Annotated in this window: 20 protein-coding genes and 3 pseudogenes; 6 read left to right on the top strand and 17 right to left on the bottom strand. The window is 72.3% G+C overall.

Annotated elements, in window-relative coordinates:
- Window positions 1-153: 153 nt before the first annotated feature.
- Complete coding sequence (locus WME96_RS20945; protein ID WP_437291856.1) at window positions 154-954, bottom strand: DeoR/GlpR family DNA-binding transcription regulator; 801 nt, start codon at window positions 952-954, stop codon at window positions 154-156.
- A 77-nt stretch (window positions 955-1,031) separates the two neighbouring features.
- Here WME96_RS20945 and WME96_RS20940 point away from each other — a divergent pair, with 77 nt between their 5' ends.
- The gene (locus WME96_RS20940) at window positions 1,032-2,267 is read left to right on the top strand and encodes an MFS transporter (protein ID WP_437291855.1); all 1,236 of its coding nucleotides are present in this window, start codon (window positions 1,032-1,034) and stop codon (window positions 2,265-2,267) included.
- Window positions 2,268-2,392: 125 nt separating this feature from the next.
- Here WME96_RS20940 and WME96_RS20935 read toward each other — a convergent pair whose 3' ends face one another.
- From WME96_RS20935 to WME96_RS20905, 7 genes and pseudogenes are all read right to left on the bottom strand, one after another.
- Entirely contained in the window at window positions 2,393-3,922 is a 1,530-nt protein-coding gene (locus tag WME96_RS20935; RefSeq protein WP_437291854.1) for an arylsulfatase, read from the bottom strand.
- A 51-nt stretch (window positions 3,923-3,973) separates the two neighbouring features.
- Window positions 3,974-4,594 (bottom strand): class I SAM-dependent DNA methyltransferase, encoded by a 621-nt coding sequence (locus WME96_RS20930; protein ID WP_437291853.1) that lies wholly within the window; start codon window positions 4,592-4,594, stop codon window positions 3,974-3,976.
- 66 nt (window positions 4,595-4,660) lie between these two features.
- Window positions 4,661-5,380, bottom strand: a complete 720-nt coding sequence (locus tag WME96_RS20925) for an alpha/beta fold hydrolase (RefSeq protein WP_437291852.1) — start codon at window positions 5,378-5,380, stop codon at window positions 4,661-4,663.
- A 322-nt stretch (window positions 5,381-5,702) separates the two neighbouring features.
- Window positions 5,703-6,092, bottom strand: a pseudogene (locus WME96_RS20920) (response regulator); the annotation flags it as partial.
- Window positions 6,093-6,224: 132 nt separating this feature from the next.
- Window positions 6,225-6,536: pseudogene (locus tag WME96_RS20915) on the bottom strand (sensor histidine kinase); the annotation flags it as partial.
- Window positions 6,537-6,698: 162 nt separating this feature from the next.
- Window positions 6,699-7,673 (bottom strand): annotated as a pseudogene (locus tag WME96_RS20910) (DUF4118 domain-containing protein); the annotation flags it as partial.
- A 185-nt stretch (window positions 7,674-7,858) separates the two neighbouring features.
- Window positions 7,859-10,165 (bottom strand): response regulator, encoded by a 2,307-nt coding sequence (locus WME96_RS20905; protein WP_437291851.1) that lies wholly within the window; start codon window positions 10,163-10,165, stop codon window positions 7,859-7,861.
- Window positions 10,166-10,926: 761 nt separating this feature from the next.
- Between WME96_RS20905 and WME96_RS20900 the strand changes: the two genes are divergently transcribed.
- Complete coding sequence (locus WME96_RS20900) at window positions 10,927-11,826, top strand: S-adenosylmethionine decarboxylase (RefSeq protein WP_437291850.1); 900 nt, start codon at window positions 10,927-10,929, stop codon at window positions 11,824-11,826.
- A gap of 90 nt (window positions 11,827-11,916) precedes the next feature.
- On the opposite strand, the gene WME96_RS20895 is transcribed toward WME96_RS20900, so the two are convergent.
- Window positions 11,917-12,816: a metallophosphoesterase family protein gene (locus WME96_RS20895; RefSeq protein ID WP_437291849.1), complete on the bottom strand. Its 900-nt coding sequence runs from the start codon at window positions 12,814-12,816 to the stop codon at window positions 11,917-11,919.
- A 416-nt stretch (window positions 12,817-13,232) separates the two neighbouring features.
- Here WME96_RS20895 and WME96_RS20890 point away from each other — a divergent pair, with 416 nt between their 5' ends.
- Window positions 13,233-14,726, top strand: a complete 1,494-nt coding sequence (locus WME96_RS20890) for a protein kinase domain-containing protein (RefSeq protein WP_437291848.1) — start codon at window positions 13,233-13,235, stop codon at window positions 14,724-14,726.
- A gap of 107 nt (window positions 14,727-14,833) precedes the next feature.
- On the opposite strand, the gene WME96_RS20885 is transcribed toward WME96_RS20890, so the two are convergent.
- Window positions 14,834-15,643, bottom strand: a complete 810-nt coding sequence (locus WME96_RS20885) for a helix-turn-helix domain-containing protein (RefSeq protein ID WP_437291847.1) — start codon at window positions 15,641-15,643, stop codon at window positions 14,834-14,836.
- 175 nt (window positions 15,644-15,818) lie between these two features.
- On the opposite strand from WME96_RS20885, the gene WME96_RS20880 reads away from it, so the two are divergent.
- Window positions 15,819-16,238, top strand: coding sequence for a hypothetical protein (locus tag WME96_RS20880; RefSeq protein WP_437291846.1), 420 nt, complete (start codon window positions 15,819-15,821; stop codon window positions 16,236-16,238).
- A 61-nt stretch (window positions 16,239-16,299) separates the two neighbouring features.
- On the opposite strand, the gene gstA is transcribed toward WME96_RS20880, so the two are convergent.
- Window positions 16,300-16,905, bottom strand: coding sequence for a glutathione transferase GstA (gene gstA / locus WME96_RS20875; RefSeq protein ID WP_437291845.1), 606 nt, complete (start codon window positions 16,903-16,905; stop codon window positions 16,300-16,302).
- A gap of 1 nt (window position 16,906) precedes the next feature.
- Here gstA and WME96_RS20870 point away from each other — a divergent pair, with 1 nt between their 5' ends.
- A complete protein-coding gene (locus tag WME96_RS20870) occupies window positions 16,907-17,086 on the top strand; it encodes a hypothetical protein (protein ID WP_437291844.1) in 180 nt (59 codons plus the stop codon).
- On the opposite strand, the gene WME96_RS20865 is transcribed toward WME96_RS20870, so the two are convergent.
- The 6 genes from WME96_RS20865 to WME96_RS20840 all read right to left on the bottom strand — a co-directional run bounded on the left by WME96_RS20865 (window position 17,083) and on the right by WME96_RS20840 (window position 22,346).
- Window positions 17,083-17,589, bottom strand: a complete 507-nt coding sequence (locus tag WME96_RS20865) for a GNAT family N-acetyltransferase (protein WP_437291843.1) — start codon at window positions 17,587-17,589, stop codon at window positions 17,083-17,085. The genes WME96_RS20870 and WME96_RS20865 overlap by 4 nt on opposite strands.
- Before the next feature lie 135 nt (window positions 17,590-17,724).
- Window positions 17,725-19,434 (bottom strand): TIM44-like domain-containing protein, encoded by a 1,710-nt coding sequence (locus WME96_RS20860; protein WP_437291842.1) that lies wholly within the window; start codon window positions 19,432-19,434, stop codon window positions 17,725-17,727.
- Window positions 19,431-20,063, bottom strand: coding sequence for a TPM domain-containing protein (locus tag WME96_RS20855; RefSeq protein ID WP_437291841.1), 633 nt, complete (start codon window positions 20,061-20,063; stop codon window positions 19,431-19,433). Before WME96_RS20855 ends, WME96_RS20860 begins: the two co-directional genes overlap by 4 nt.
- A gap of 207 nt (window positions 20,064-20,270) precedes the next feature.
- Complete coding sequence (locus WME96_RS20850) at window positions 20,271-20,984, bottom strand: Uma2 family endonuclease (RefSeq protein ID WP_437291840.1); 714 nt, start codon at window positions 20,982-20,984, stop codon at window positions 20,271-20,273.
- Between the two features lie 198 nt (window positions 20,985-21,182).
- Window positions 21,183-21,779: a TlpA family protein disulfide reductase gene (locus tag WME96_RS20845; RefSeq protein WP_437291839.1), complete on the bottom strand. Its 597-nt coding sequence runs from the start codon at window positions 21,777-21,779 to the stop codon at window positions 21,183-21,185.
- 9 nt (window positions 21,780-21,788) lie between these two features.
- Complete coding sequence (locus WME96_RS20840) at window positions 21,789-22,346, bottom strand: hypothetical protein (protein ID WP_437291838.1); 558 nt, start codon at window positions 22,344-22,346, stop codon at window positions 21,789-21,791.
- Between WME96_RS20840 and WME96_RS20835 the strand changes: the two genes are divergently transcribed.
- A complete protein-coding gene (locus WME96_RS20835; protein WP_437291837.1) occupies window positions 22,345-22,677 on the top strand; it encodes a YnfA family protein in 333 nt (110 codons plus the stop codon). The two genes, WME96_RS20840 and WME96_RS20835, sit on opposite strands and share 2 nt — an antisense overlap.
- The last annotated feature ends 9 nt before the right edge of the window (window positions 22,678-22,686 follow it).

Here is a 22,686-nt window from a genome sequence, read left to right as displayed (position 1 = left end):
TCTGACCGGCAGCCATCCGCGGTGGTGCTCGGGCTGCGGGGGAGGACCACACTGAAGCCGACTGACGCTCCCTCGAGCAGGTCGATGGCAGGTCGAGAGGAGCAACTGCCCGCGAAAGCGGCCGGTGCGGCGCTCCACCGGGCGGCCTCGTGGCTACGCCGGCTCCGCCTCGACGTCCTGCGTGACGGTGACCCCCGCCTCCCGGTACGGCGCGAGCACCTCCTTCGGCACGCCGCGCTCCGTGAAGAGCCACGTGAGCTCGCTCAGCGGGGCGACGACGTACGCTGACGCGGTGCCGAGCTTGTCCGCGGTGACCAGCGCGACCACCTCGGCCGAGGCCTCGACCATGGCCCGCTTCACGTACGACTCGTCCAGATCCACCGTCGTGATCCCGAACGCCGGGTCGAGGGTGCACACGCCGAGGTAGCAGAGGTCCGCGCGGATCTGGCGCACGCCCGCGATCGTCACGGCGTCGGCGGCGGCCAGCGGGTCCTTGCGCACGCGCCCGCCGAGCAGGACCACCTCGACGCGCGGGTGCTCGGAGAGGGCGATGGCGACAGGAGGGCTGTTGGTCACGATCGTGGCCTCGAGATCGCGCGGGAGGTGGCGCGCGACGGCCACGTTGGTCGTGCCGCTGTCGATGAACACGACCTGCCCCGGCTTGATCAGCGTGGCCGCGGCCCGCGCGAGCCCTTCCTTGACGCGCGGCTGCTGCCGCTCCCGCGCGGGGAAGCTCGGGTTCACCTTCGCGAGCGGCAGGCCGCCGCCGTGCACGCGCTGCAGCAGCCCCTCGTTCGCCATCTCGCGCAGGTCGCGCCGGATCGTGTCCTCCGAGACGCCGAACGCGCGGCTCAGCTCCGCCGCGACCACCTTTCCATCACGTTCCAGCACCGCGAGAATTTCCCGGCGCCGTTCGGCCACCATCAGGCCCGAGCTGTCTGCTTGGTTTTGCACGATCGTTCCTGTTTGTTCACGAAGCCGCTTGCTTTGGCCGCGGTCGGCTGCATGATTGTTCCCTGATGTTCACGAAAATGCACGAAAGTTCGGAGGAGCGTCCTGCCCTCTCCACGGCGCAGGCCAGGCGCGCCGTCTCGGTCATGTTCCTGGCGAACGGCATCGCCTTCGCTTCCTGGGCCGCGCGCGTCCCCGCGGTGCGCGAGCGGCTCGGGCTGCGCGACAGCGCGCTCGGCCTGGCCCTGCTCGGCGTGGCCGTCGGCGCCATCCTCGCCTTCCGCGCCGCCGGGCCGCTGGTCGCGCGCCTCGGGAGCCGGCGCGTCACCCGCGTCTCGGCCATGCTGCTGTGCGCGGCGCTGCCCCTGCCGGCGCTCGCGCCTTCCTTCGCCGCGCTCGTCGCGGCCCTCGTGCTGCTCGGCATGAGCAACGGCCTCATGGACGTGGCGATGAACGCGCAGGCCGTCGAGGTCGAGCGGCGCCACGGCCGCCCGATCCTCGCCTCGGTCCACGGCATGTTCAGCCTCGGCGGGCTGATCGGCGCGGCCCTCGGGGCGCTCGCGGCCGGCATGGCGGTGTCGCCGGCGGTGCACCTGCTCGCCGTCGCCGCCGTCCTCGCCGTGGTCATCCTCGACGCCGGCGGGGCGCTCTCGGCCGACGCGCGCCCCGAGCCGGCGGTCGCCGCGGTCGCGGGCTCCGCCGAGGGGCGCCGCTCGACCCGGCTCCTCCTGCTCGGCCTCATCGCGTTCTGCTCGTCCGTGGGCGAGGGCGCCATGGCCAACTGGTCGGCCGTCTACCTCCGCGACGAGCTCCACACCACCGCGGCCGTGGCCGCGATCGGCTACGCCGTCTTCTCGCTCGCGATGCTCGTCGGGCGGTTCTCCGGGGACGGGCTCACGCAGCGCTTCGGCGCCGAGCGGCTCGTGCGCGCGGCGGCGCTCCTCGTCGCGGGCGGGCTGGGCGCGGCGCTGGTCGTCAACGTCCCGATCGCCCTGCTGCTGGGCTTCGGGTGCGTGGGCGCCGGCCTGTCCGTCGTGGTGCCGCTGGTCTTCCGCGCCGGCGCGAGCGCGCCCGACGTGGCGCCCGGAAAGGCCCTGGCGACGCTCGCCACCCTGTCCTACGGCGGCTTCCTCGTGGGGCCTCCGCTCATCGGCCTGCTCGCCGACCGCTTCACCCTGCGGGGCGGGCTCGCCGTCGTCGTGGCGCTGGTCCTCGTGATCGTCGCCCTGGCCCCGGTGGTGGCGCGCGGTCCAGCCGCCCGCTCGTCCGCCGCCCGCCTGCCCGCCGGAGGCCCGCGCGCGATCAGGGCGCACTGACCGCGGACGTCGCCCGCATCGAGCGCTCTTCGCATGCCGGGGAGAGACAGCGCCGGGAAGGGAGCGCGATCGTCGCGGTCGCCTGCCAGCCAGGCAGATGAACGACGACGAGGCTGAGCGGCCGCTCAATCCGACATCCGTTCCATCCGCTGGAGGATGGTGTCCAGGTTCCATGTCTCCGGCTTGTACCGGGGAGGGAACTCCTGGAACGAAGCGATGAATTGCTTCGCGATCTCGATGGCCGGCGCGATCACGAAGGCGTGATCGATGCGCCACTTGTCGTAGAAGATGCTGCCCATATCGGCCCTCTCGAAGGGATCGGCCCGGAGGTCGACGAGCTTGGGCAGCCGGAGCGGGACGAACGGCTCCTGCCAGACACCGAGCCCGCTGGCGCGCTGCTCGGCGAAGACGATCTTCCAGCGATCGTGGCGGAGGGCGACGAGCTGCCCCTCGTCGTTCACGTAGAAGAACGCGCGCCGCGCGCTCGGGCCCTGGCCGGAGAGCAGCGCGAGCTGATCGTGGCCGTCGAGGTGGACCTTGAACGTCCTGTCGCCGACGCGGCACCCCGCGAGCAGCCGCTGCTTCACGTCGCGGAGCCCCGCCGCCGCGGCCAGCGTGGGGAACCAGTCCTCGGACGCGATGAGCGAGGTGTTGACCTGACCGGGGGAGATCACGCCGGGCCAGCGGACGAGGCAAGGCACGCGATAGGCACCCTCGTACTGGGTGTTCTTCTCGCCCCGGAACGGCGTGGTGCCGCCGTCGGGCCAGGTGAACGCCTCGGCGCCGTTGTCGGTCGTGTAGATGACGAGGGTGTCCCCGGAGAGGCCGAGATCGTCGAGCTTGCGCAGCAGGCTGCCGACGTGCCCGTCGTGCTCGACCATGCCGTCGGCGTGGATGCCGAGCCCTGTCTTGCCCTGCGACTCCGCCTTGAGGTGGGTCCAGATGTGCATGCGGGTGCTGTTGAGCCAGACGAAGAAGGGACGCTCCGACCTCTGCGCCCGCTCGATGAAGTCCACGGCAGCGGCGAGGATCTCCTCGTCGATGGTCTCCATGCGTTTCCTGGTGAGCGGGCCCGTGTCCTCGATCCGCTGTCCGCCCTGGCCATCAGCCCAGGCGTGGAGCACGCCCCGCGGCCCGAACTTCGCGCGGAACTCCGGGGCCGCAGGGTAATCCGGGTGCTCGGGCTCCTCCTCGGCGTTGAGGTGGTAGAGGTTGCCGAAGAACTCGTCGAACCCGTGCATCGTGGGCAGGTGCTCGTCCCGATCACCGAAATGGTTCTTGCCGAACTGCCCGGTGGTGTAGCCGAGCTGCTGGAGGATCTCGGCGATGGTGGGATCTTTGTCGCTGATGCCTCGCTTCGCGCCCGGGATACCGACCTTGGTAAGGCCGGTCCGGAGCGGCGTCTGGCCCGTCATGAGCGCGGCGCGCCCGGCCGTGCAGCTTTGCTGTCCGTAATAATCGGTGAAGAGCACTCCTTCTCGCGCGATACGGTCGATGTGGGGCGTCTCGTAGCCCATCATCCCCCGGTTGTACGCGCTCAGGTTGAACCAGCCGATGTCATCTCCCATGATGATCAGAATATTCGGCCGATTCCTGCTTCCCGTTCCCGCGCGCGCGCGGGCCTTGCCATGCAGGCGTCTGGGCTTCTGACGCATGTCTCCACCATGGGGCCGGACGCCTGGCGCTGGCACCCCACCGGCCGGACATCAGCGCTTGCGCCACACCGTCGCGAGCCACGGCTGCTGCGCGCGGGGCAGGCCTGCGGGCCGGTAGTAGTGCTGGATCTCCTCGAATCCCGCGGTCGTCACGTGGTCGCGCCACCGCTCGAGCGACCAGTAACAGCCGTACCGGTCGCCGGACCACCCCTCCCGGTCGTCGCCGCGCGGGTTGGAGCTGAAGAGGACGCCGCGCGGGCGGAGCGCGGCGTGGAGCTCGCGGAGCACGCGCGGGAGCTCGGCGCTCGGCACGTGGAACAGCGACGCGTTGGCGAAGATCCCGTCGAAGCGCTCGGCCCCGAGATCGAGGCGCAGGAAATCCTGGTGGAGCACCTCGCAGCCCGCGTGCCGCCGCGCCATCTCGACGAACCGCGCCGACCCGTCGAGCCCGACGGGGATGTGCCCCGCGGCGCGGAACGCGGCGAGGTCGCGCCCCGGGCCGCAGCCGAGATCGAGGATCGTGAACGGGCCCGGCCCCTCCAGCGCCGCGAGCAGCGCGGCGCGGTTCTGCGAGACGTCGTGATCGCGGGTGCCCTCCCAGAACGACAGGGCGTGATCGTCGTAGTGACCCAGGGTCCTCGCGGTGAGGCGAGCGGTGTCGTCGTCGCGCATGGCCGCAGTGTGGGCCGCGCGCGTCCCGGCGGGAAGGAGCTCATGCGATCGAGCGGCCGGGCTGCGTCACGCGGCGGTGAGCCAGGCCTCGAGCTGCTCGGTGAACCGGTCCGGTGCGTCCATCATCAGCCAGTGGCCGGTCCCTCGCAGCACGGCGGCGTCCAGCGCGGGCCTGAGCACATGCAGGCTGAACGGCCGCGCGTTCGAGGGAGCGACGAGGGCGTGGGCGCGGGCGCCCGGGGCGGCGAGGTAGCGGTCCAGCGTGTCCACGGCGGGGAACTCGATCATGCTGCGGTACATGCCGAGCAGCCGGTCGCGCGGCGTGGCAGCGAGGCGGCCCAGCACCACGTCCCGCGTCGCCGGCGTGCTGCCCACGAGCGCCGCATCGAACCCCGCGCGGGTGGCGGTGCGCCAATCGTCCGTCTCGAACGCGGCCCGCAGGGGCGAGAGCTGCTGTTCGCGGATCTCGGCCGGGAGCTGCGTGAAGTCGCCGGGCGGGTCGACGAGCACGAGCCGCGCGACGCGCTCCGGATGGGCGGCCGCGGCGGCGATGGCCACGAGCGTGCCGAAGCTGTGGCCGACGAGCGCCACGCGCGGAAGGCCCAGGGCGTCGAGCACCGCGAGCACGTCGGCCGCGCACGCGGCAGGCGAGTAGTCCGCGTCGGGCGGGGCCTCGGACGCGCCGTGGCCCCTCAGATCGATGGCGACGGCGCGGCGCCTGCCCGCGAGGTGCGCGAGCGCCGCTTCCCAGAAGCCGACGTGGCCGACCATCCCGTGCACGAGCACGAGCGGCAGCGGCTCGCCCGCGGTCGCATCGCCCGGCGCCGGCGCGGCGCCTGCGGCTGGATGAGCGCCTGCGGCTGGATGAGCGCCTGCGGCTGGATGAGCGCCTGCGGCTGGATGAGCGCCTGCGGCTGGATGAGCGCCTGCGGCTGGATGATCGACGATGTGGAGCGCGCCCGCGGGGCCCGCGATGATCTGGGAACGCATGTGCATCGGTCGCCTCGGTGTGAGTGGCCGCGTGAAAGAACCGTGTTGCGCTTGCGAGGGCGAAGGGTAGGCGAGGCCCCTCGCCCAGGGCAACACGGCGGTCGGTCGCCTCGGCGCGTCACGGCGCAGCAGCGCGCGCTCGGGCAGGGCTGGGGGGCAGCCCCGCGGCCAGGCTGCTCACGACCTCGGAGAGCTCGGCGGCGACGACGGGCTTCGTGAGGCACACCTGAAAGCCGGACGCGAGCGCCCGCTGGCGATCCTCGCGCCGCGCGTACGCCGTGATCGCGATGGCCGGAATGGCGCCCCCGGCGTCCGGCGCGAGCGCGCGCACCTTGCGCATCAGGGAGAAGCCGTCCTCGTGGGGCATCGCCAGATCCGAGATGAGGATGTCGGGGCGAAACTCGACGAGCGCCCGGAGCGCCTCCTCTGCCGATCGCACCACCCGCGGCTCGACGCCCAGCTCCCGGAGCATGGCGCCGGCGATCTCGCCCGCCTCGTCCTCGTCGTCGACCACGAGGACGCGGAGCCCGTCGACGCGCCGCTCGGGCGCCCCCGGCGGCGCGCGCCCGGGGGCCGCGCCGTCGCGCGCCCGGACGGGGCCGTCGTCGCCCGCCTGCGCGGGGCCGGCCACGGGCAGCACGACCTCGAACGTCGCGCCTCGCCCCTCGCCCTCGCTGCGCGCCGAGATCGTCCCGCCGTGCAGCTCGACCAGGTGGCGGACGATGGCGAGCCCGAGGCCGAGCCCGCCGTGGCGGCGCGTCGTCGAGCCGTCGGCCTGGCTGAACCGATCGAAGACGAACGGCAGGAAATCGGGGCGGATGCCTTGCCCCGTGTCGCTGACCTCGATGTGGAGATCCGCGCCTCGCTGCGCGACCGCGACGCGCACCACGCCGCCCGTCGGCGTGAACTTGATCGCGTTGGAGACGAGGTTCCAGCACACCTGCTGGAGACGCGTGGAATCGCCCAGGATCCGGGCGTCCCGCGCCTCGACGGCGAGCTCGAGCGCCACCCCCTTCTCCTCGGCTGAAGGGCGCAGGGACTCGACCGCAGCCCCGATGATCGCGCCAGGGTCGATGAGGTGCCTGTCGAGCCGCACCTTGCCGGCGATGATCCTGGACACGTCGAGGATATCCTCGACGAGCCGCGCCTGAGATCGGGCGCTGCGCTCGATGGCCTGCAGCCCGCGCGCCTTCTGCTCGGGCGCGGCGGTCTTCGCCTGGAGCAGGTGCGACCAGCCGAGGATCGCGTTGAGCGGCGTCCGCAGCTCGTGGGAGACCGTCGCCAGGAACTCGTCTTTCAGCCGATTGGCCTCCTCCGCCTCGGCGCGCGCGCGGCGCTCGCTCGCGAGGAGCGCCGCGCGCTCCTCCTCCGCCCGCTTGCGCGCCGTGATGTCGCTGAAGTGGACGGCGATCCCGTCATGGAGCTGCACGATCATGATCCGGAACCAGCGGCGGCGCTCCTCCTCGCCCCAGGGCAGCTCGACGTCGACGGGATCGCCCGTCTCGACCACGCGCGCGCACCGCGCGAAGAGGTCGCGTTTCGTCTTCTCGCCCGGCAGCATCTGGAGAAGATCCCGGCCCACCAGGCGCTCCGGGGCGCACAGCAGCATGCTGGCCGCGGCCGGGTTCACGTACTCCCAACGGAAGTCCACGATGCTCCCCTGCGCGTCCCGAACGGCCCACAGCGTCACGAACCCGTCGAGCGAGTGATCCTGCGCGATCCGCAGCCGCTCCGCGCTGCGCGCGGCGAGCCGCCTGGCCCTGTGCAGGTTCTCGGCCAGGAGCGAGCTCATCACCGCGGTGACGACGAACGTGCCGAGCTGCACCGTGCCGTGAATCGGGGGAGGCGCGAACGAGTGATATGGAATCAGGAAGAAATACCAGACGAAGGCCGCGCAGAGCGCTGTCGTGACGAGGCCGGCCTCGAGGCCCCCGAACCAGGCGCTCGCCACGACCGCTGGAAAATAGAGGATGAATGGCACCTCGTCTCCGAGGACCGAGTGGAGCGAGAGCCTCAGCGCGATCGCCATTCCCGCGATGAGCACGGCGGCGCCGCAACGCACCGGAGCCGAGCGCTTCCTGGTCGCCATGCTCGCCATGCGCTGACTCCAGGCCACGGGCGGTGCTTAACCCGGCCGCGCCGCCCGGTCGAGCCGCGATGCCGTCGCGCGTGACGAACGGACACGGCCAGTGGGCGCCGTGGCCGACTCCCCGTGACGGGACTCCCCATCAGCACGGGGCGCCGCCATGACAGGAGTCCGCGCGCCCGCGCGCGCTACGCCTCGGCGCGGTGGAGCTCTTGCACGAGGGCCGCGAGCCCGGGCGGCGAGGACGTGAAGTGGATGCGCACCACGTCGTCCGCGCGCGGGTCGAGCTCGATCACCTTCGCGTGCAGCTCGCCGCCGAGCTGCTCCGCGAGCGCGACGGACGGGTGGAGCTGGAGGTTGGTGAAGGGCGCGGGGCGGGGGTGTAAGCGCAGCACGGCGCCGAACGGCGAGAGCCCGAGGATGTAGGCGGACTGCGGCTCGCCCTCCACGCGCTTGCCGGCGAGGCGCGCGCAGACCACGGGCAGCGGCGACGAGAGCGGCAGGATCTCGACGCGCCGCTCGGGCAGGTAGAGCCGCTCGGGGTTGTCGAGGCCCAGCACCTCGTGGACGAGCACCCGCGTCGAGAACCCCTTGACGGACAGCGCGTGGCTCTGGCCGAGCAGGAGGCCGGAGCCGGCGGCGCGGCGCGTGCCGTCGGCGATGAGGATCTGGCGGCCCACCGTGCACGACTCGATGCGCGACGTCAGGTTGACCTGGGCGCCGACCACGCCGTATTTCGTGCGCGCCTCGGAGCCGATGTTGCCCACGACGACAGGGCCGGTGTTGAGCGCGATGCCCATCTGCAGCGTCGGCAGGCCGTCCGCGCTGTTCCTGTCGTTCACCGCGTCCATCGCGAGCTGCATCTCGATCGCGCACGCGACCGCGCGGCGCGCGTCGTCGCCCGTCGAGAACGGCGCGCCGAAGAGCGCGAGGATCGCGTCCCCGATGAACTCGATGATCGTGCCGCCGCGCGCGATGATGATGCGCGCCATCTCGCCGAGATAGCCGTTCAGGAGCCGCATGACGACGTCGGGCGGCATGTTCTCGGTCATCGTGGTGAAGCTCCGGAGGTCCGTCATCATGATCGTCACCTCGCGCTCCTCGCCGCCGAGGAGCTGGGCCTCGGGCGAGGAGAGCAGGCGGCTCACGACCTCGTCGCTCAGGTAGCGGCCGAACGTCTTGCGGATGAACTCGCTCTTGATCGACAGCTCCGCGGCGAGCTGCGAGAGCTGCTCGCGCGAGCGCTTCAGCGTGAGCTGCGTGTCGAGGCGCCCGAGCAGGATGTCGAAGTCGATCGGCTTGGTGACGTGATCGTTGGCGCCGAGCCGGAGCGACTCCACCACGTCCTCGCTCGCGCCCCGCGTGGTCACCATGATCACGGGCAGCTCCGCCTGCGACCGGCTCTGGCGCAGCGCGGAGAGCACGCCGAGGCCGCTGATGCCGGGCATGTTCACGTCGAGCAGCACGGCGTCGAAGCGCTCGCGCGCGGCCAGGCCGAGCGCGCGCGGGCCGTCCTCGGCGGCGATCGCGCGGAAGCCGTTGTTCTGCAGCACCCGGCAGAGCACGTCGCGGTTGCCGCGGCTGTCGTCGACCACGAGGATGGCGCCGCGCCCGCCGCCCTCGAGCTCCGCGTGGAGCGCCGGCTCCTCGTGCGGGGAGGAGGGGACGCTGACCTTCACGCTCGAGGGCGCGTCGTCCTCGCCGCCCCCGTTCTCCATCGCCTGGACGATGCCGAGCAGCTTGCGCGAGGCGAGCTCGATGTTGCGGATGTCCTCGATGTGCTGCGGCGCGACCTTGCCCTGCAGCGACGCGACGAGCAGGCGCGTGTAGCCGAGGATCTGGTTGATCGGCGTGTACGGGTCGTGCCCGCCGCCGTGCGGCTCGTGGAGCCGCTGCGGCTCGCGCCGGGCCGCCGGCGCGGGCTGGTGCGCGGCGGCCGAGGCGACGGCGGCCACGCGCCTGCCCGGCGACGAGGCCGGCGCGTGGCCGCGGCCCGTGTCCTCGAAGCGCGACACCTCCGGTACGCGCGAGCTCGGCGGCTCGGGCGGCTGGGTCGCGGGCAGCGTGGCGGGCGGCGCCTCCGCGTCCCAGGTGGCGAACGGATCCTGCGCCGCGAGGCCGCTGCGCGCCGCGGCGGCGGCCACGGCCGCGGCGCCCGGCCGATCGCGCCAGCCGCGCGCTTCCTGCGGCGGAGATCCGACGAGCGGCGCGAGCGGCACGCTCGGCCGGTCCCGCCGGAGGCGCGGGTCGGCCGGCAAGTGGCTGCCCCGCGCGGGGGCCGGCACGTGCTGCGGGGGCGGGAGCGTGCTGCCGCCGCGGTTCGACGGCGGCGCCGGCGGCAGGCAGCTCGAGTTGTTGCGCGGCGGGTGCGGCGCCGGCGGCAGGCAGCTGCTGTTGCTGCGCGGCGGGCTCGGATCCGGCGAGCTCCCTCGCGACGGCACGGGGCTCATCGGTGCCTTCTTGTGCGCGTCCTTGTCGGAGGGCGATCGGCTCATAGCTCCGGCGATTCTACGCCTCCGGGCGTCCGGGCGACGACGGATGACACCGCTGCTTCACTTTTTATCGCACCCCGACGCCCGATCCACGGCGGATGGATTTCCTCTGCCGGCGTTCCCGCGCCCCCGAGAGCGTCCAGGCCGTCCTGGTGAACGGTTTCAGTGAGCCGGCATCCCGGGCGAGAGACGGTATCTCCCGCCAGGAACCAGCCCGTCTGTCGCGTCGCGTGATCCGGCGGCGCGCGCCGGCTACCCGACATGAGCGCCGACGTCGCGCTGCCCGGAGGGCGATTGTCGCGGACAAATGAAACACGTTTTTTGAAGTCAAGCGTCACTCGGCCTCGCCGGCGCGCGCCTCGCGGCGCCCGTGGTGTCCGAGGCGCCCGTCGTGACGGTCCGGTGGACGACGGCCGCGAGCGGCGACCCCCGCGGACTCACCAGGCGACGTGGGCCCACATGCGGACCCGCTCCAGGGCTCCGGAGCCGCGGCCCGTCGCCGCCGGTGTGGCAGTCGAGCGCAGCAGTGGCAGTCGGGCGCCGTCCGGGCGTGCTCATCCCACGCGGCGCGGCGCGCCGGGAGCTGCGGCGCTGCGGCGGATCGCGCGCCGGGCGCACGACAAGCATGCTTGTCTCCGGCTTCCCCACCTGATCATCGGGCGGCCCACATGCGCGCGCTGGAGGGAAGGCAGCTCGCCAAATTAATCCGATCGCGCCTGCTCCGCGTGGAGTAGCATCGCTCAACTCGTCGACGAAGGGGCAACATGCATAAGGCGCGCAAGAACCTCACCCATTTCACGATGGACGGCTTTCACGGCTTCCGGAGCCGTTTTGATGACGTGAAGCTGGCTCAGGAGCTTCTGGAGGAGGTGCCCGGCGTGCTCCGGCTGAAGCCGGTGATGCCTCCGTTCATCCTTCCCTACTACAACGGCGTGGTGGCCGAGGACTGCGGCATCAGCGCCTTCGTGCTGCTGCTCGGCGGCCACCTCACCATCCACACCTTCAGCTTCCGCGAGTGCTTCTTCGCCGATCTCGTGTACCCGGGGGCCTTCGATCCGCAGCGGGTCCAGATGATGCTCCAGACGACGCTGCCGTGCCGCAGCGTGTTCACGCAGACGGTCGATCGCGGCGAAGGGGGCGACCTGCAGGAGCGCAGGGGGCACGAGGTGGTGAGCCCGGAGGCCGACTTCGGCCCTCACCTCTTCCTGCAGTTCAGCCCGTACCGCGGGCCGACCTCGCTCGACGCGCTCTTCGACATCTTCGACCACCTGCCCTCGAAGATCGGGATGACCCCGATCATGCGCCCCTTCGTGGTGAAGACGGCGACGCGCGAGGGGACCCCGGTGATCAGCGCCATGGTGATGATCGCGGAGTCGCACATCACGCTGCACATCTTCCCCGACAGCGACGAGGCGTTCTTCGATCTCTTCAGCTGCAAGTTCTTCGACGTGGAGCCGGTCGTGCGCGTGCTCGCGGAGCAGTTCGGCGGCAACGTGACCGAGCAGGTGCTCGTCCCGCGCGGCCAGCGCTACCTGCAGCTCAGGACCGAGCGCCCGCACGTGATGAGCCACGTGAACCAGTGGCTCGCCTCCTCGCACCCCGGCGTCTACGCGCGCATGCCGGGCGACGGGGGCCCGCTCGGGCCGAAGAGCTCGAAGGGCTGACGTCGAGGCGCGCCGCCGCCGGCGGCGCCGCCTTCACATGCACCTACCTCGAAGCGCCGAGATCGCGCGCCGCCGCCGGCGGCGCCGCGCTCACAGGTACCTGTAGTTCGACCTGGTGTACTCGCCCAGCCACGGAGCGTCGAGGAGCGCAAACGAGCTCTCCTCGGGCCCGGCCCACCGGAGGATCCCGATGCACCCCGGGTTGAGCCGGTGCGGCTTCAGGAAGTTGACGGCGTTGAGCTGGTAGCTCTGCGTGTCGCCCGTCACGGCGAGCGGCTGTCCCGGCTCGTGATAATGCCCGGCGAAATGGTACCTCGGCCGGAGATCGCGGAGCAGCTCGAGCACGTCGCGTGAGCCGCCGTCGTCGTAGCGGGGGTGGATGGCGGCGGCGGCGCCGTGCGGCGGCTCGTGCGAGAGGAGCACGTCGATGCGATCGCCGCGGGAGCGCAGCTTGCGGACCTCGGCCGCGGTGTAGTGCTCCGAGACGGGATCCCGGCCGGGCCGGCCGCCGTCGGAGATGCCGCCCAGCCCGCCGATCGTGATCCGGTGCGGGCCGCGGCCGAAGGTGAACCGGCCGCCGTTCGGGAGATAGAGGATCTTCTCGTGCGCGTCGACCGGCACCGGCGCGTCGGACCCGGCGCCCGCCTCGTCGAGGAACTCGAAGTCTTCGTGATTCCCCCTGATGAACACCGTATCAGCGGCTATCCGTCGATCCGCCGGCGCGTCGGGCCCGAAGAACGCATCGGGCTCCGGGCCGCCCTCGTGATAGACGGCGAACCCCAGCTCGTCGGGGTCGCTCTCCGCGAACCGCTTCGTGGCGCGGTCGAGCCGGAACGGGGGAGGGAACGCGCCGAGATCGCCGACCTGGAGGATGAGATCGAGCGCGCGGCCGGTCTCCCGCTGCCAGCGCCCGAGCAGCCGATAGGCGAGCGTGAGGTGGCCGTGAACATCGCCGAGCACGGCGATCTCGAGGGGGGCGTCCGGCGTCATGAGGGCGCGGAGCATAATGCCTCGGGCGCTGGCAGGCATCCGGGACTCCCGTAATGAGCCCGCCGAGCAGGAGCGCTGCATTGCTGTTCGTCGCCGCGCGCCGCGACCGCCCGCGCGCGGCGCGGCGCGGCGTGGACTCGGTGAGGTGATCGGTGCGCTCCTGTGCGCTCATCTGCCGACACGAGCGCCTGTGCGACGTCCGTCCACGTCGCCAGGTGACCCGGTTGTGATGGCTTGAAATCGACGCGGTCCCGCGCGGTGCGTTCTATGGCGTGGAGGTGATGGATGAGGGGCGGAAGAGCGCGTGTTTCTCTTGCGGAGACAATGGAGGAGGCGTACTGATCTATTGACGCGAGTTTCGGCTGGAGCTGACGGACACACCGGCTCGGGCCTCTTCAAGAAGGAGTAGCAGAGGTATGCCCCTGCACACGGGACAGCTGGTGACCCCTGCGCTGCGGCTCGTTCGCATCCTGCGGCGGGGCGGGATGGGGAGCATCTGGGTCGCCGATCGCCTGCCGCTGAAGGCGCAGGTGGCCGTCAAGTTCATGTCGCCCGAGCTCGCGGACGACGCGGGGTACGTGGAGCGGTTCCGGCGAGAGGCCGTCGCGGCGGCCCAGATCACGAGCCCGCACGTCGCGCAGGTCCTCGATCACGGGCTGACCGCGGACGGCATGCCGTACATCGCGATGGAGCTGCTGCGCGGCGAGGACCTCAGGGCCCGCATCCGCCGCGTGGGGAGGCTGCCGCTCGGCGAGGTGGCCCGCATCGTGGCGCAGACGGCGAAGGCGCTCGGGCAGGCGCACCGGCTCGGCATCGTCCACCGGGACATCAAGCCGGACAACCTGTTCCTGACCGAGGTGGACGGCGAGACCTTCGTCAAGGTGCTCGACTTCGGTATCGCCCGGCGGGCCCGGGACATGCGCGTCACCTCGACGGGGAACGTCGTCGGGACGCCGCTCTACATGAGCCCGGAGCAGCTCACCTGCTCGAAGGATCTCGATTTCCGCGCGGACCTCTGGGCGCTCGGCGTCGTCGCCTACCACGCGATCACCGGGCAAGTCCCGTTCTTCGCGGAGACGATCGTCGGGCTCACGCTCTCCGTGCATTCCGGCAAGTTCACGCCGCCGAGCGCGCTCCGGCCCGAGGCGCCGCCCGCCCTCGACGACTGGATGCGGCGGGCGTTGCAGCTCGACCCGAACGCGCGCTTCGGCTCCGCCAGGGAGATGGCCGAGGCGCTGGAGCGGGCGCTCTCGTCGCGCCGGAGGAGCGCCGGGCCGCTGGGCACGGCGACCCAGGACACGGGCGCGGAGGCCCTGGCGCAGGCGCCGGTCGCGGGCGCGCAGGACACCGCGGTCACCCTGCGCCACCCCGCGCCGGCGCGGCTGCCGGTGGCGCTCGCGGACACCGATCCGTGCGACAGCGACGCCCCCGACCGCACGACGACGGTGATGATGACGACCTCGAGCCGCAAGAAGAAGCGGCCCGCGGCGCGGATCGCCACGGTCGCCGCCCTCGGCGCCATGCTCGCCGGCGCCGGCGTGTACATGGCGGTCCGCCTCGCCGCGACCAGCACCGACGGCGCCGCGCTCGCCGTGGACAGCGCCGCGCTCGCGGCCGTCGCCGCCGCCTCCCGCAGCGCCGGCTTGCCGGGCACCGCCGAGGCGACGCTCCTCGCCAGCGTCGTGGACGCGCCCCGGCCTCTGCTCGCGCCGGGACCCCCGGAGCCGGCCGAGATCCCGGCGACGCAGCCCGATCCGGCGCCGTCGACCGAGAAGGCGCGGCCGACCCCGAAGAAGCCCACTGCGCGCCCCGCGCGCTCCCCCGGGCGGACCAAGCCCGCCCCGTCGGCCGGAAGGCTCACCCGGCGCGTCAAGCCCTTTCCACGTCACGACATCGCCATGCATCGGTGAGGCCGACTCGGCGTTCTCCGACGCACGACATCCGCCTACAGCGGTGATCCTCGCCCCGGCACGTGCAGGGGTCCTCTCGCTGAAGTCACGCCTCCGCGGCCCGGCCCTCAGCGTCGCGCCGCCGCGCGCAGGGCCTCCGCGGTCGCCTGATCCGCGGGGAAGAACGACTCGACAGCGAGCTCGGACAGGGTGACGTCGACCGGCGTTCCGAAGACCATGGTCGTGCTGAGGAAGCTCAGGGTGCGGTCCTCCGCCCGGATCCTGAGCGGCACGGCGATGACAGCGGCGCTGGGCTCGCGCGCGGGCTCCGGGCGCCGCGCCCCTGCCGGCTCCGGCGGTGGATAGCCGCTGAGCTCCTCGAGGAGCTTCACGAGGACGGGGTCGGCGCTCACCTCGATCTGGCGGCGCAGGCGGGCGAGGAGGTGAGCGCGCCACTCGGGCGCGTTCTCGATGCGCGGCGCGAGGCCCTCGGGGTGGAGGCTCAGGCGCAGCACGTTGATCGGCGGGCGGAGGAGGGAAGGGGCGGCGCCGACGAGGAGCGGGCCGACGGCGGTGTTCGCGGCGACGAGGGTCCAGTGCCGGTCGATGGCGAGCGCCGGATAAGGCTCGTGGCCGGCGAGCACGAGATCGATCGCCTTGCGCGCCGCCGTGAGCGCGGGATCGTCGAGGCTGCGCTCGGGATAGAGCGGCGCATACCCCGCCGCCACGAGGAGCTGGTTGCGGTCGCGCAAGGGCACGTCGAGGCGCTCCGCCAGGTGGAGCACCATCTCGCGGCTCGGCTGCGCGCGGCCGGTCTCCAGGAAGCTCAGGTGGCGCGTCGAGATGTCGGCCTCGCACGCGAGGCCGAGCTGGGTCATGCGACGGCGCTGGCGCCACTCGCGCAGGAGTCCACCGACAGGCGGGTGTGAGGTCATCATCGCGCGACGACCTTACCACGCCGGGAAGAACGACCCATTACCTGGGAGGTAATCGACCCCATGACCGAGGCCACCCATAGTGGGCATGCGTCAGGGGCGCTGCGGACAGCGGGCGCGATGCGCGCGTCGGCTCTCCCGATCAGGCCCAGTCCACCCAGGGGCGATGAGCCCGAGAATGCAACGAAAGGAGCCCACCATGTCGTTCCTGTCCTCTCCTGTCTTCCTTCGCCGTGCCCTCCTCGCCGACGCCATCGTCAGCGGCGCGACTGGCCTCCTGATGCTCGCGGGCGCGGCGCCCCTCGCCGGCGTCGTCGGCCTGCCGGAGGCGCTGCTCCGGTGGTCCGGAGCGAGCCTGCTACCGTTCGCGGCGATCGTCGCGTGGCTCGGCACGCGCGAGCGGCCGGCGCGGGCCGCCGTCCTCGCCGTCGTCGTCGCGAACGCGCTCTGGGTGATCGACAGCGTGCTCCTCCTGGCGCTCGGCTGGGTCGAGCCGACGGCGCTCGGTTACGCGTTCGTCGCGGCGCAGGCGCTCGTCGTCGCGCTCTTCGCCGAGGCGCAGGCGCTCGGGCTGCGCCGGGCGCGGATGACCGCCTGAGGGGCGAGGCGCCGTCGTCACGGGTCCGCCATCGGGCTGACGACGCGGGTCGCCCCGAGGCTCACTTCCCCTGCTCGGCGGCCAGGGCGGCCTGGACCGCGGGTCGGGCGCCGACGCGCTCCCTGTACTGGACGAGGGCGGGCCAGCGATCGAGCTCGATGCCCGCGAACTTCGTCCAGGTGAGCACGGTGAAGAGGTACGCGTCCGCCACCGTGAACTGGTCGCCCATCAGGTACGCTGCACCCTCGAGGCGCGGCGCCACGTACTCGAGGCGGCGGCTGATGGCTTCCCTGGCCGCGCTCTTCTGCTCGTCCGGCGTCCTCGGCTTGAACAGGGGGGCGAACTGCTTGTGCAGCTCGGTGCTGATGAAGCTCAGCCACTCCTGGAGACGGTAGCGGCCGAGGGTGCCGGCAGGCGGCGCGAGCCCCGACTCGGGCTTCTGGTCGGCGATGTACTGGACGATCGCCGGCCCCTCGGTGAGCACATCGCCGCTCTCGAGCTCGAGCGCGGGGACATAGCCCTTCGGATTGATCTGGTTGAAATCGGCGCCCGACTTCGTCTGCTTCGTGCCGAGGTGGACCTGCTCGAGGTCGAACTGCAGGCCCGCCTCGCGCAGCACGATGTGGGGAGAGAGCGAACAGGCACCAGGACTGAAATAGAGCTTCATCATGACCTCCAGGGGCGCTCGGGAGGGGACCTTCCCCGAGGGCGCGGCGTCCGTCAAGGCGGTGCCCGAGGGCGGCGGGGCGCCGCGCCGGCGATGGGGCGGGCTCTGCGACGCGGCCGCGCCCGCCTGCACGCCGGCGCGCGCTCTCTCTCGCCGCAGCCCTGACAGCCGCACGCGCTAGCCAGGCGGCCTCGCGCTGTCGTGCGGCGCCGTGTCGTTCAGCGGGTCAGCGTAGACTCCCGGCGTGGAGTCCGGGATGAGCGTCGCGCCGACCGCGCGCGCATAGAAATCGGCGGGGCCGACGCCGCCGATGATGCCGTAGGCATACCCCATCTGCGCGAGACCGTGCAGGGAGGCGAGCAGCAGGGCGCGACCGACCCCCTTGCCCCGCTCGTGCTCGGCGACGCCGGTGGGGCCGAAGAAGGCGCGCCGGGTGCACTCGTAAGCGGAGAAGCCGATCACCTCGCCTCCGCGGATCGCGAGGTACACGCTGACAGGCTTGTTCGCATATGCGACGCTGATCTCGTCGGCCCACGCCGGCGTGAAGTGCCGCTCGACGAACCGCCGGACGGGCGTGATCTCGGACGGCGTCGCCCGCCGTACGACGACGGAGTCCCGCCGCAAGGCCTCGATCACGGGGTCGAGCGGCGGCAGCTTGAGCAGGTTGACGAGCATGTCGGACATCGGTCCTCCCGAGCAAGGGCTGGAGCGACGCGGAAGCGAGCCGCGCTCCGGCGGGCCGTCGTACCAAGGCCGGGAGGAGCCGTCGATGGAGAAGAGCGCGGGGGGGGCGCCACGCCGGGGCGCAAGACTGCGAGCTCAGCCGCGATAGGCCTCGTCCTGCTCGATCCGGCTGAGGACCCAGTCGAACTCGCCCGAGGTCACCTTGGCGCTGCAATGGGCGCAGTTGCCCGCCATGGTCACGTCGAGCGGCGCGCCGCAGTTCGGGCAAGCGAGCGTCGCCCTGGGCGCGCCGGTGCGGCTCGAGCCGCGGATCAGCGTCCAGTACTCGGTGTAGTCGCGGTTGCGCTCCCGGCTTCCGGAGACGACCTTGCCCGTCGTCTCGTCGATCGTGTAATCGAGGCCGGTCGCGTGGACGCGCACCGTGACGGCGTCGTAGTACGCGTCCGAGGTGATCTTCGCCATCTGCACCCAGACGATCCGAGCGTCCTCGGTGATGTTGCGGAGCCTCTGCTTCCTGTACGTCTCCATCCAGTAGAGCTGCGTCTGAAAGAGGCTGTCGCTGACGAAGGGCCGGGCGTGCTTCCACTCCCGCGACGACCACGCGATCTGGAGCTGGTCGAAGATGACCTGGATCCGCCCCTGGAAGGTGGACCAGGCGAAGCCTGGGTCGCGGCCGGAGAGCGCCTCGAGGCGTGACTTCGCGTCGGGATCAATGATCGTGGGGAGATCGGTCCCCTGCTCCTCGGTGTTGCCGGTGAGCTGCGGTCCCCGCCGTTCTTTATCCATCTCCACGATGCGCTCCACCCGCCAGTCGAGCTCGCCGGTGTCGACGATCTGGCCGCAGTACGAGCAGCGGTCGCCGCGCAGTGCCGAGAGCGGGGCGCCGCAGTTGGGGCAGCCGATGATGCGCGCCTTCTCGGGCGGGCGCGATCGCGCGACGCGGCGGCGCACAAGGTGCCATGACTCCGCCGCCCAGTAGCTCTGCTCCGAGCCGTCGGGCCGCACCTCGGTGTAGTTGGAGGTGAACTCGACGGTGACCCGAACGTAGGACGATGTTTGCTCGACGCCGGCGATCTCGAACGATCCGATCACGATCGCCTTGACCTCGCGGAGCGGAGGGCCCGAGATCGCGCACCTCGCGCTCTCGGAGAGGTAGGGCGAGAGCTGATCGAGCTCGCCGGCGCCCCGCGCCTCGTGCGCGCGGGCGTACAGCGCGTAGAGGAAATCCTCGAAGAGGACGAGCGAGAAGGCCGGATCGTGGGCGCGCAGCGCCTCGAGGCGCTTGCGCATGGAGACGGGCGGCGGCCGAGGAGGGACAGGCAGCGACAGAGAGGCGGCGGGCACCATCGTCGCCCAGGCGGGGCTCTGCTGCGTCTTGCGTTGGTGGCGATAGACGAGGAGGCCGAAGCCGACGAGCAGACCACCCAGGAGGAGAGTGCCCCGCCTGGACTCGAAGAAGAGGGCGAACAGTGACGGGCGATCGCGATCGAGGTCCAGCGTGGACGACGAATATGACGAATACGACGTCGAGTCGGAAGCGTACGGCGACACGGGCGACGAGGTCGACGGGCGCGAGGGCGTCGAGGACCAGGACGGCGACGACGTCGACGGGCGCGAGGGCGTCGAGGACCAGGACGGCGACGAGGTCGATGAGCGCGACGGCGACGAGGGCGACGAGCGCGACGGCGACGAGGACGACGAGGACGATCGCGACGTCGACGAGGAGCTGGAGCTGCGGAAGGTGTTGCCGCCGCCCGGCCGCCCCTCCGCGACGGGCGCGGCGAGGCCGGCGGCGAGGAGGAGCGCGAGCAGGACGGGGCGCGTGCGTCGGCGTGAGATGCTCATGCGGCCACATCCAGGTCGTCGGAGAGCTCGTTCACGTCCTGCACGGCCCGCGGGAGCGCCGCGGAGAGAGCGGGGCCGAGCGCCTCGAGCGCGGCGAGGAACCGATCGGGATCGAGGCCGGCGCGGAGCGACCCCTCCAGGGCGCGGACGGCCTGCTCATAGGCCTCGCCGGGCTGCGCGGCCTCGACGCCGACGTCGGCGACGACCGCGACCCGCCGCTCGAACGTGGAGACGAAGACGAGCACGCCGCTCCGCCCCTCGGTCCGGCTCACCCCGCAGTCCACGAAGGACGCGCGCGCCGCGGTCCTCACGCTGTCGTCGAGGAGCTTGCGCGGGAGGAGCAGCCTCCGCAGCGGCGAGGCGTTGGCGCTGAGCACCGCGCCGATCGCGAAGGCGCCGAGCACGTCGAGCGGCATGGTGTCGACGGTGAACGACTGTGGCAGGAACAGCAGCAGAAGGAGCGCGACGAAGCCCGTGATCGCGCCCGCGAGGTAGTCGGCCTGTCGGTAATGGCCTGAGCGCGGGCGCACGGCCACCACGATCTCGGCCGACGTCTGCCGCTCGATCGCGGCGACGGTCGTCTTCACCCTTGCTCGCGCGTCGTCATCGAAAAAGCTCTTCGTCGCCATGTACGTTTGCCCTCCCCGGGCCGGCCGGCGAGCATAACGAACGCCGATCGACGCTGTCACGCAGGGACGGACGCCGCAGCGCGCGCGGCGCGACGCGAGCACGACCGCGTCGCTGCCCGAGAGCCCGATCGCGCCGCGCGCGGGCCGCCGTACGTCAGCGCCCTTCAGCGCCCGCGCTGCTTCGGGCGAGGGGCGTGGGCGTGGGCGTCACTTCAACGTGTCGGGATCGACGCCGAGCTCCCGGAGCTTCTCCGCCAGCCGCGCTGCCCGTTGCTCCGCGGACTCGGCCCGCTGCTCCGCGGCCTCGGCCCGCTGGGCGAGCTCCTGGCCAGCCGGCACGAGCTCTCCCGCGGGGGTGAAGAAGCGGAGCTGCCCTTTCTCCACGCCCAGAAAGAGCCCGAGCTGCGCGCTCCAGAGGCGGCCAGAGGCGTCGGGGGAGAGCGGCTGATACTGCCCGTCGACGAGGTGGAAGCCCGAGAGCTCGAGCGTCTGTGGATCGAACCAGAAGTAGTCCGGCGTCCGGAAGACATCCTGGTAAGTCTGCTTCTTGAGGCCGCGATCGATGCTCGCGGTGCTCTCCGAGAGCACCTCCACGATCACGTTCGGATACCGGCCGTCCTCCTCCCAGACGACCCAGCTCTTGCGCGGTCTCCGCTCGGTGCCGAGCACGACGAAGAAATCCGGACCCCGGAAATGCTCCGATTCGAGCTGACGAGGGCTGAAGTAGATCGTCAGATTGCCCGCCGCGAAATAGTCAGTCCGCTCCTTCCAGAAGAGCTCCAGGCTCTCGAGCAGCAGGAGCATCTGGATGAGGTGCTGATAGCTCTCCATGGGCGGCTCGTTGCTGTCCAGATCGCCCGGCGGGGCGACGACGCTCGGGTCGACGATCTCCGCCGGCATCGCGAAGGCGAGGGACGTCATGCCTCCAGCCTGCCGGAGGAAGCAGGCCGCAGCAAGGTCCGGGGCGCATCTCGCCATGCCCGATCGGGTTTACGGATCCCGGCAGCGTTCATTTCGAGATCCGACGATCGGCCAGGTCCACGCCAGTCGCCCGACGTTCGTCCTGCCAGCCCCGCGCAGCGTTCGTCGCCGCCGCACGTCGCCGTCCGGACGCGCCGTTCAGCGCGGCGGCGCGTCCGGCGCTCCAGGTCCCGTCCACGCCTGTCCGGCCAGCAGCAGCTTCGCCTCCGGCGCGCGCCAGTCGCGCGCGCCCGTGAACCGGAGCGCCAGGCTGCCGTCCGGGCGCACGAGGAACGTGTCGGGCAGCGTCGAGACCCCGAGCCGCCGCGCGAGCGCGGGCGAGCCGGCCCGCACGACCTCGGGCGGCACGTCGCCGTCGAAGAAGGCGCGCACGACGTCCCAGCTCTCGTCGACGCTCACGGCCACGAGCTGGACCTGCCCGCTCCGCTGGAGCTCCCGGCCCAGATCGAGCAGAGCGGGGAGCTCGGCGCGGCACGGCGCGCACCAGGTCGCCCAGACGTGGAGCAGCACGGCCCGCCCGCGCAGCGAGCTCAGGCGCAGCTCGCTCCCGTCCGGCCGCGCGAGCGCCTCGTCGGGCGCGGGCTCGGCGCCGGAGAGCTGCTCGTGCTCGAACGGGCGCCCCGGCCGCGCCGCCCCGCGGCCGTGCTCCACGGCCCAGTAGAGGCCCACGGCCAGCGCCTGGAGGAGCATCAGGACGCCCGCGGCGCCGCCGAACGCGCGGAGACGAGCAGGCACGCGCACGGCCTACTCCGCCGCCGGGGGCAAGGCCGGAGGGAACGCGTCGATCGGCAGGCGGCGCGGCGCGCGGCACCAGGACCGCGGCGCGCGCGGGGGCGAGGATGCGCGCCCGGCCGAACATGTTGGCCCGCTGCGCGCCGCCCGGCCGCCGGCGCTCGCGCCCACGTCGGCGCTGTCGATGACCGCGGGCGGCGCGCCCTTCTCGACCTCGGATCCCACGTCCACGAAGAGCTTCTTACCCACGCCCGGGGCGCGGGCGTTGATCTCGGCGACCTCGAGCGCGTCGTAGACGATCCTGACGGTCGCAGGGATCCCGCCGCCCTGCCGCTCGACGGCCTTCGCCGTGACGATGCCGGCGAGCCGGGCCGTGTCCCTGGTCCTGAGCTTGACCTTGGTCCCGTCGGCCGGCGCCTCGTCGCGGGTCACGTCCGCGGCCGGCTTGCCGCCCGGCGGCGCTGCCGCGCCTCGCTCTCGACATCGGACCACGTGCCGGCGGAGCGTACCACGGGTCCGCGAGCGCGCGAGGGCCGCCGGGCCGCCGCCCTCCTGATAGGCTCGGCGCATGCGGGCCGCGCTCCTGTTCCTCGCCGCGGGTCTCCTCGAGATCGGCGGCGGGTACCTCGTCTGGATCTGGCTGCGCGACCAGCGCCACGCGCTCCTCGGCATCGCCGGGTTCGTCGCGCTCGCCGCCTACGGCGTCGTCCCCACGATGCAGGCGGCAGAGCACCCGTTCGGCCGCGTCTATGCCGCGTACGGCGCCGTGTTCATCGCGCTCTCCATGCTGTGGGGCTGGGGCATCGACGGGAAGCTCCCCGATCGTCGGGACTGGATCGGGGCGGCGATCTGTCTGCTCGGGGCGGCGATCATGCTGTGGCCCCGCGCGCCGCAGCGCTAGCGCGCGAGC

Origin of the sequence: Sorangium sp. So ce406 (assembly GCF_051474675.1) — a bacterium.
GTDB lineage: Bacteria > Myxococcota_A > Polyangia > Polyangiales > Polyangiaceae > Sorangium > Sorangium cellulosum_G.
Note: the sequence above shows the minus strand (reverse complement) of the source record. Positions and strands in the feature narration are given on the sequence as shown.

Excerpts from the sequence above, each read along its gene's own strand:
- WME96_RS20940 (WP_437291855.1), top strand. The coding sequence starts at position 1,032 with ATGCACGAAAGTTCGGAGGAGCGTCCTGCCCTCTCCACGGCGCAGGCC.
- WME96_RS20935 (WP_437291854.1), bottom strand. The coding sequence starts at position 3,922 with ATGCGTCAGAAGCCCAGACGCCTGCATGGCAAGGCCCGCGCGCGCGCG.
- WME96_RS20930 (WP_437291853.1), bottom strand. The coding sequence starts at position 4,594 with ATGCGCGACGACGACACCGCTCGCCTCACCGCGAGGACCCTGGGTCAC.
- WME96_RS20905 (WP_437291851.1), bottom strand. The coding sequence starts at position 10,165 with ATGAGCCGATCGCCCTCCGACAAGGACGCGCACAAGAAGGCACCGATG.
- WME96_RS20900 (WP_437291850.1), top strand. The coding sequence starts at position 10,927 with ATGCATAAGGCGCGCAAGAACCTCACCCATTTCACGATGGACGGCTTT.
- WME96_RS20895 (WP_437291849.1), bottom strand. The coding sequence starts at position 12,816 with ATGACGCCGGACGCCCCCCTCGAGATCGCCGTGCTCGGCGATGTTCAC.
- WME96_RS20890 (WP_437291848.1), top strand. The coding sequence starts at position 13,233 with ATGCCCCTGCACACGGGACAGCTGGTGACCCCTGCGCTGCGGCTCGTT.
- WME96_RS20885 (WP_437291847.1), bottom strand. The coding sequence starts at position 15,643 with ATGATGACCTCACACCCGCCTGTCGGTGGACTCCTGCGCGAGTGGCGC.
- WME96_RS20880 (WP_437291846.1), top strand. The coding sequence starts at position 15,819 with ATGCAACGAAAGGAGCCCACCATGTCGTTCCTGTCCTCTCCTGTCTTC.
- gstA (WP_437291845.1), bottom strand. The coding sequence starts at position 16,905 with ATGAAGCTCTATTTCAGTCCTGGTGCCTGTTCGCTCTCTCCCCACATC.
- WME96_RS20870 (WP_437291844.1), top strand. The coding sequence starts at position 16,907 with ATGACCTCCAGGGGCGCTCGGGAGGGGACCTTCCCCGAGGGCGCGGCG.
- WME96_RS20865 (WP_437291843.1), bottom strand. The coding sequence starts at position 17,589 with ATGTCCGACATGCTCGTCAACCTGCTCAAGCTGCCGCCGCTCGACCCC.
- WME96_RS20860 (WP_437291842.1), bottom strand. The coding sequence starts at position 19,434 with ATGAGCATCTCACGCCGACGCACGCGCCCCGTCCTGCTCGCGCTCCTC.
- WME96_RS20855 (WP_437291841.1), bottom strand. The coding sequence starts at position 20,063 with ATGGCGACGAAGAGCTTTTTCGATGACGACGCGCGAGCAAGGGTGAAG.
- WME96_RS20850 (WP_437291840.1), bottom strand. The coding sequence starts at position 20,984 with ATGACGTCCCTCGCCTTCGCGATGCCGGCGGAGATCGTCGACCCGAGC.
- WME96_RS20835 (WP_437291837.1), top strand. The coding sequence starts at position 22,345 with ATGCGGGCCGCGCTCCTGTTCCTCGCCGCGGGTCTCCTCGAGATCGGC.
- WME96_RS20840 (WP_437291838.1), bottom strand. The coding sequence starts at position 22,346 with ATGCGCCGAGCCTATCAGGAGGGCGGCGGCCCGGCGGCCCTCGCGCGC.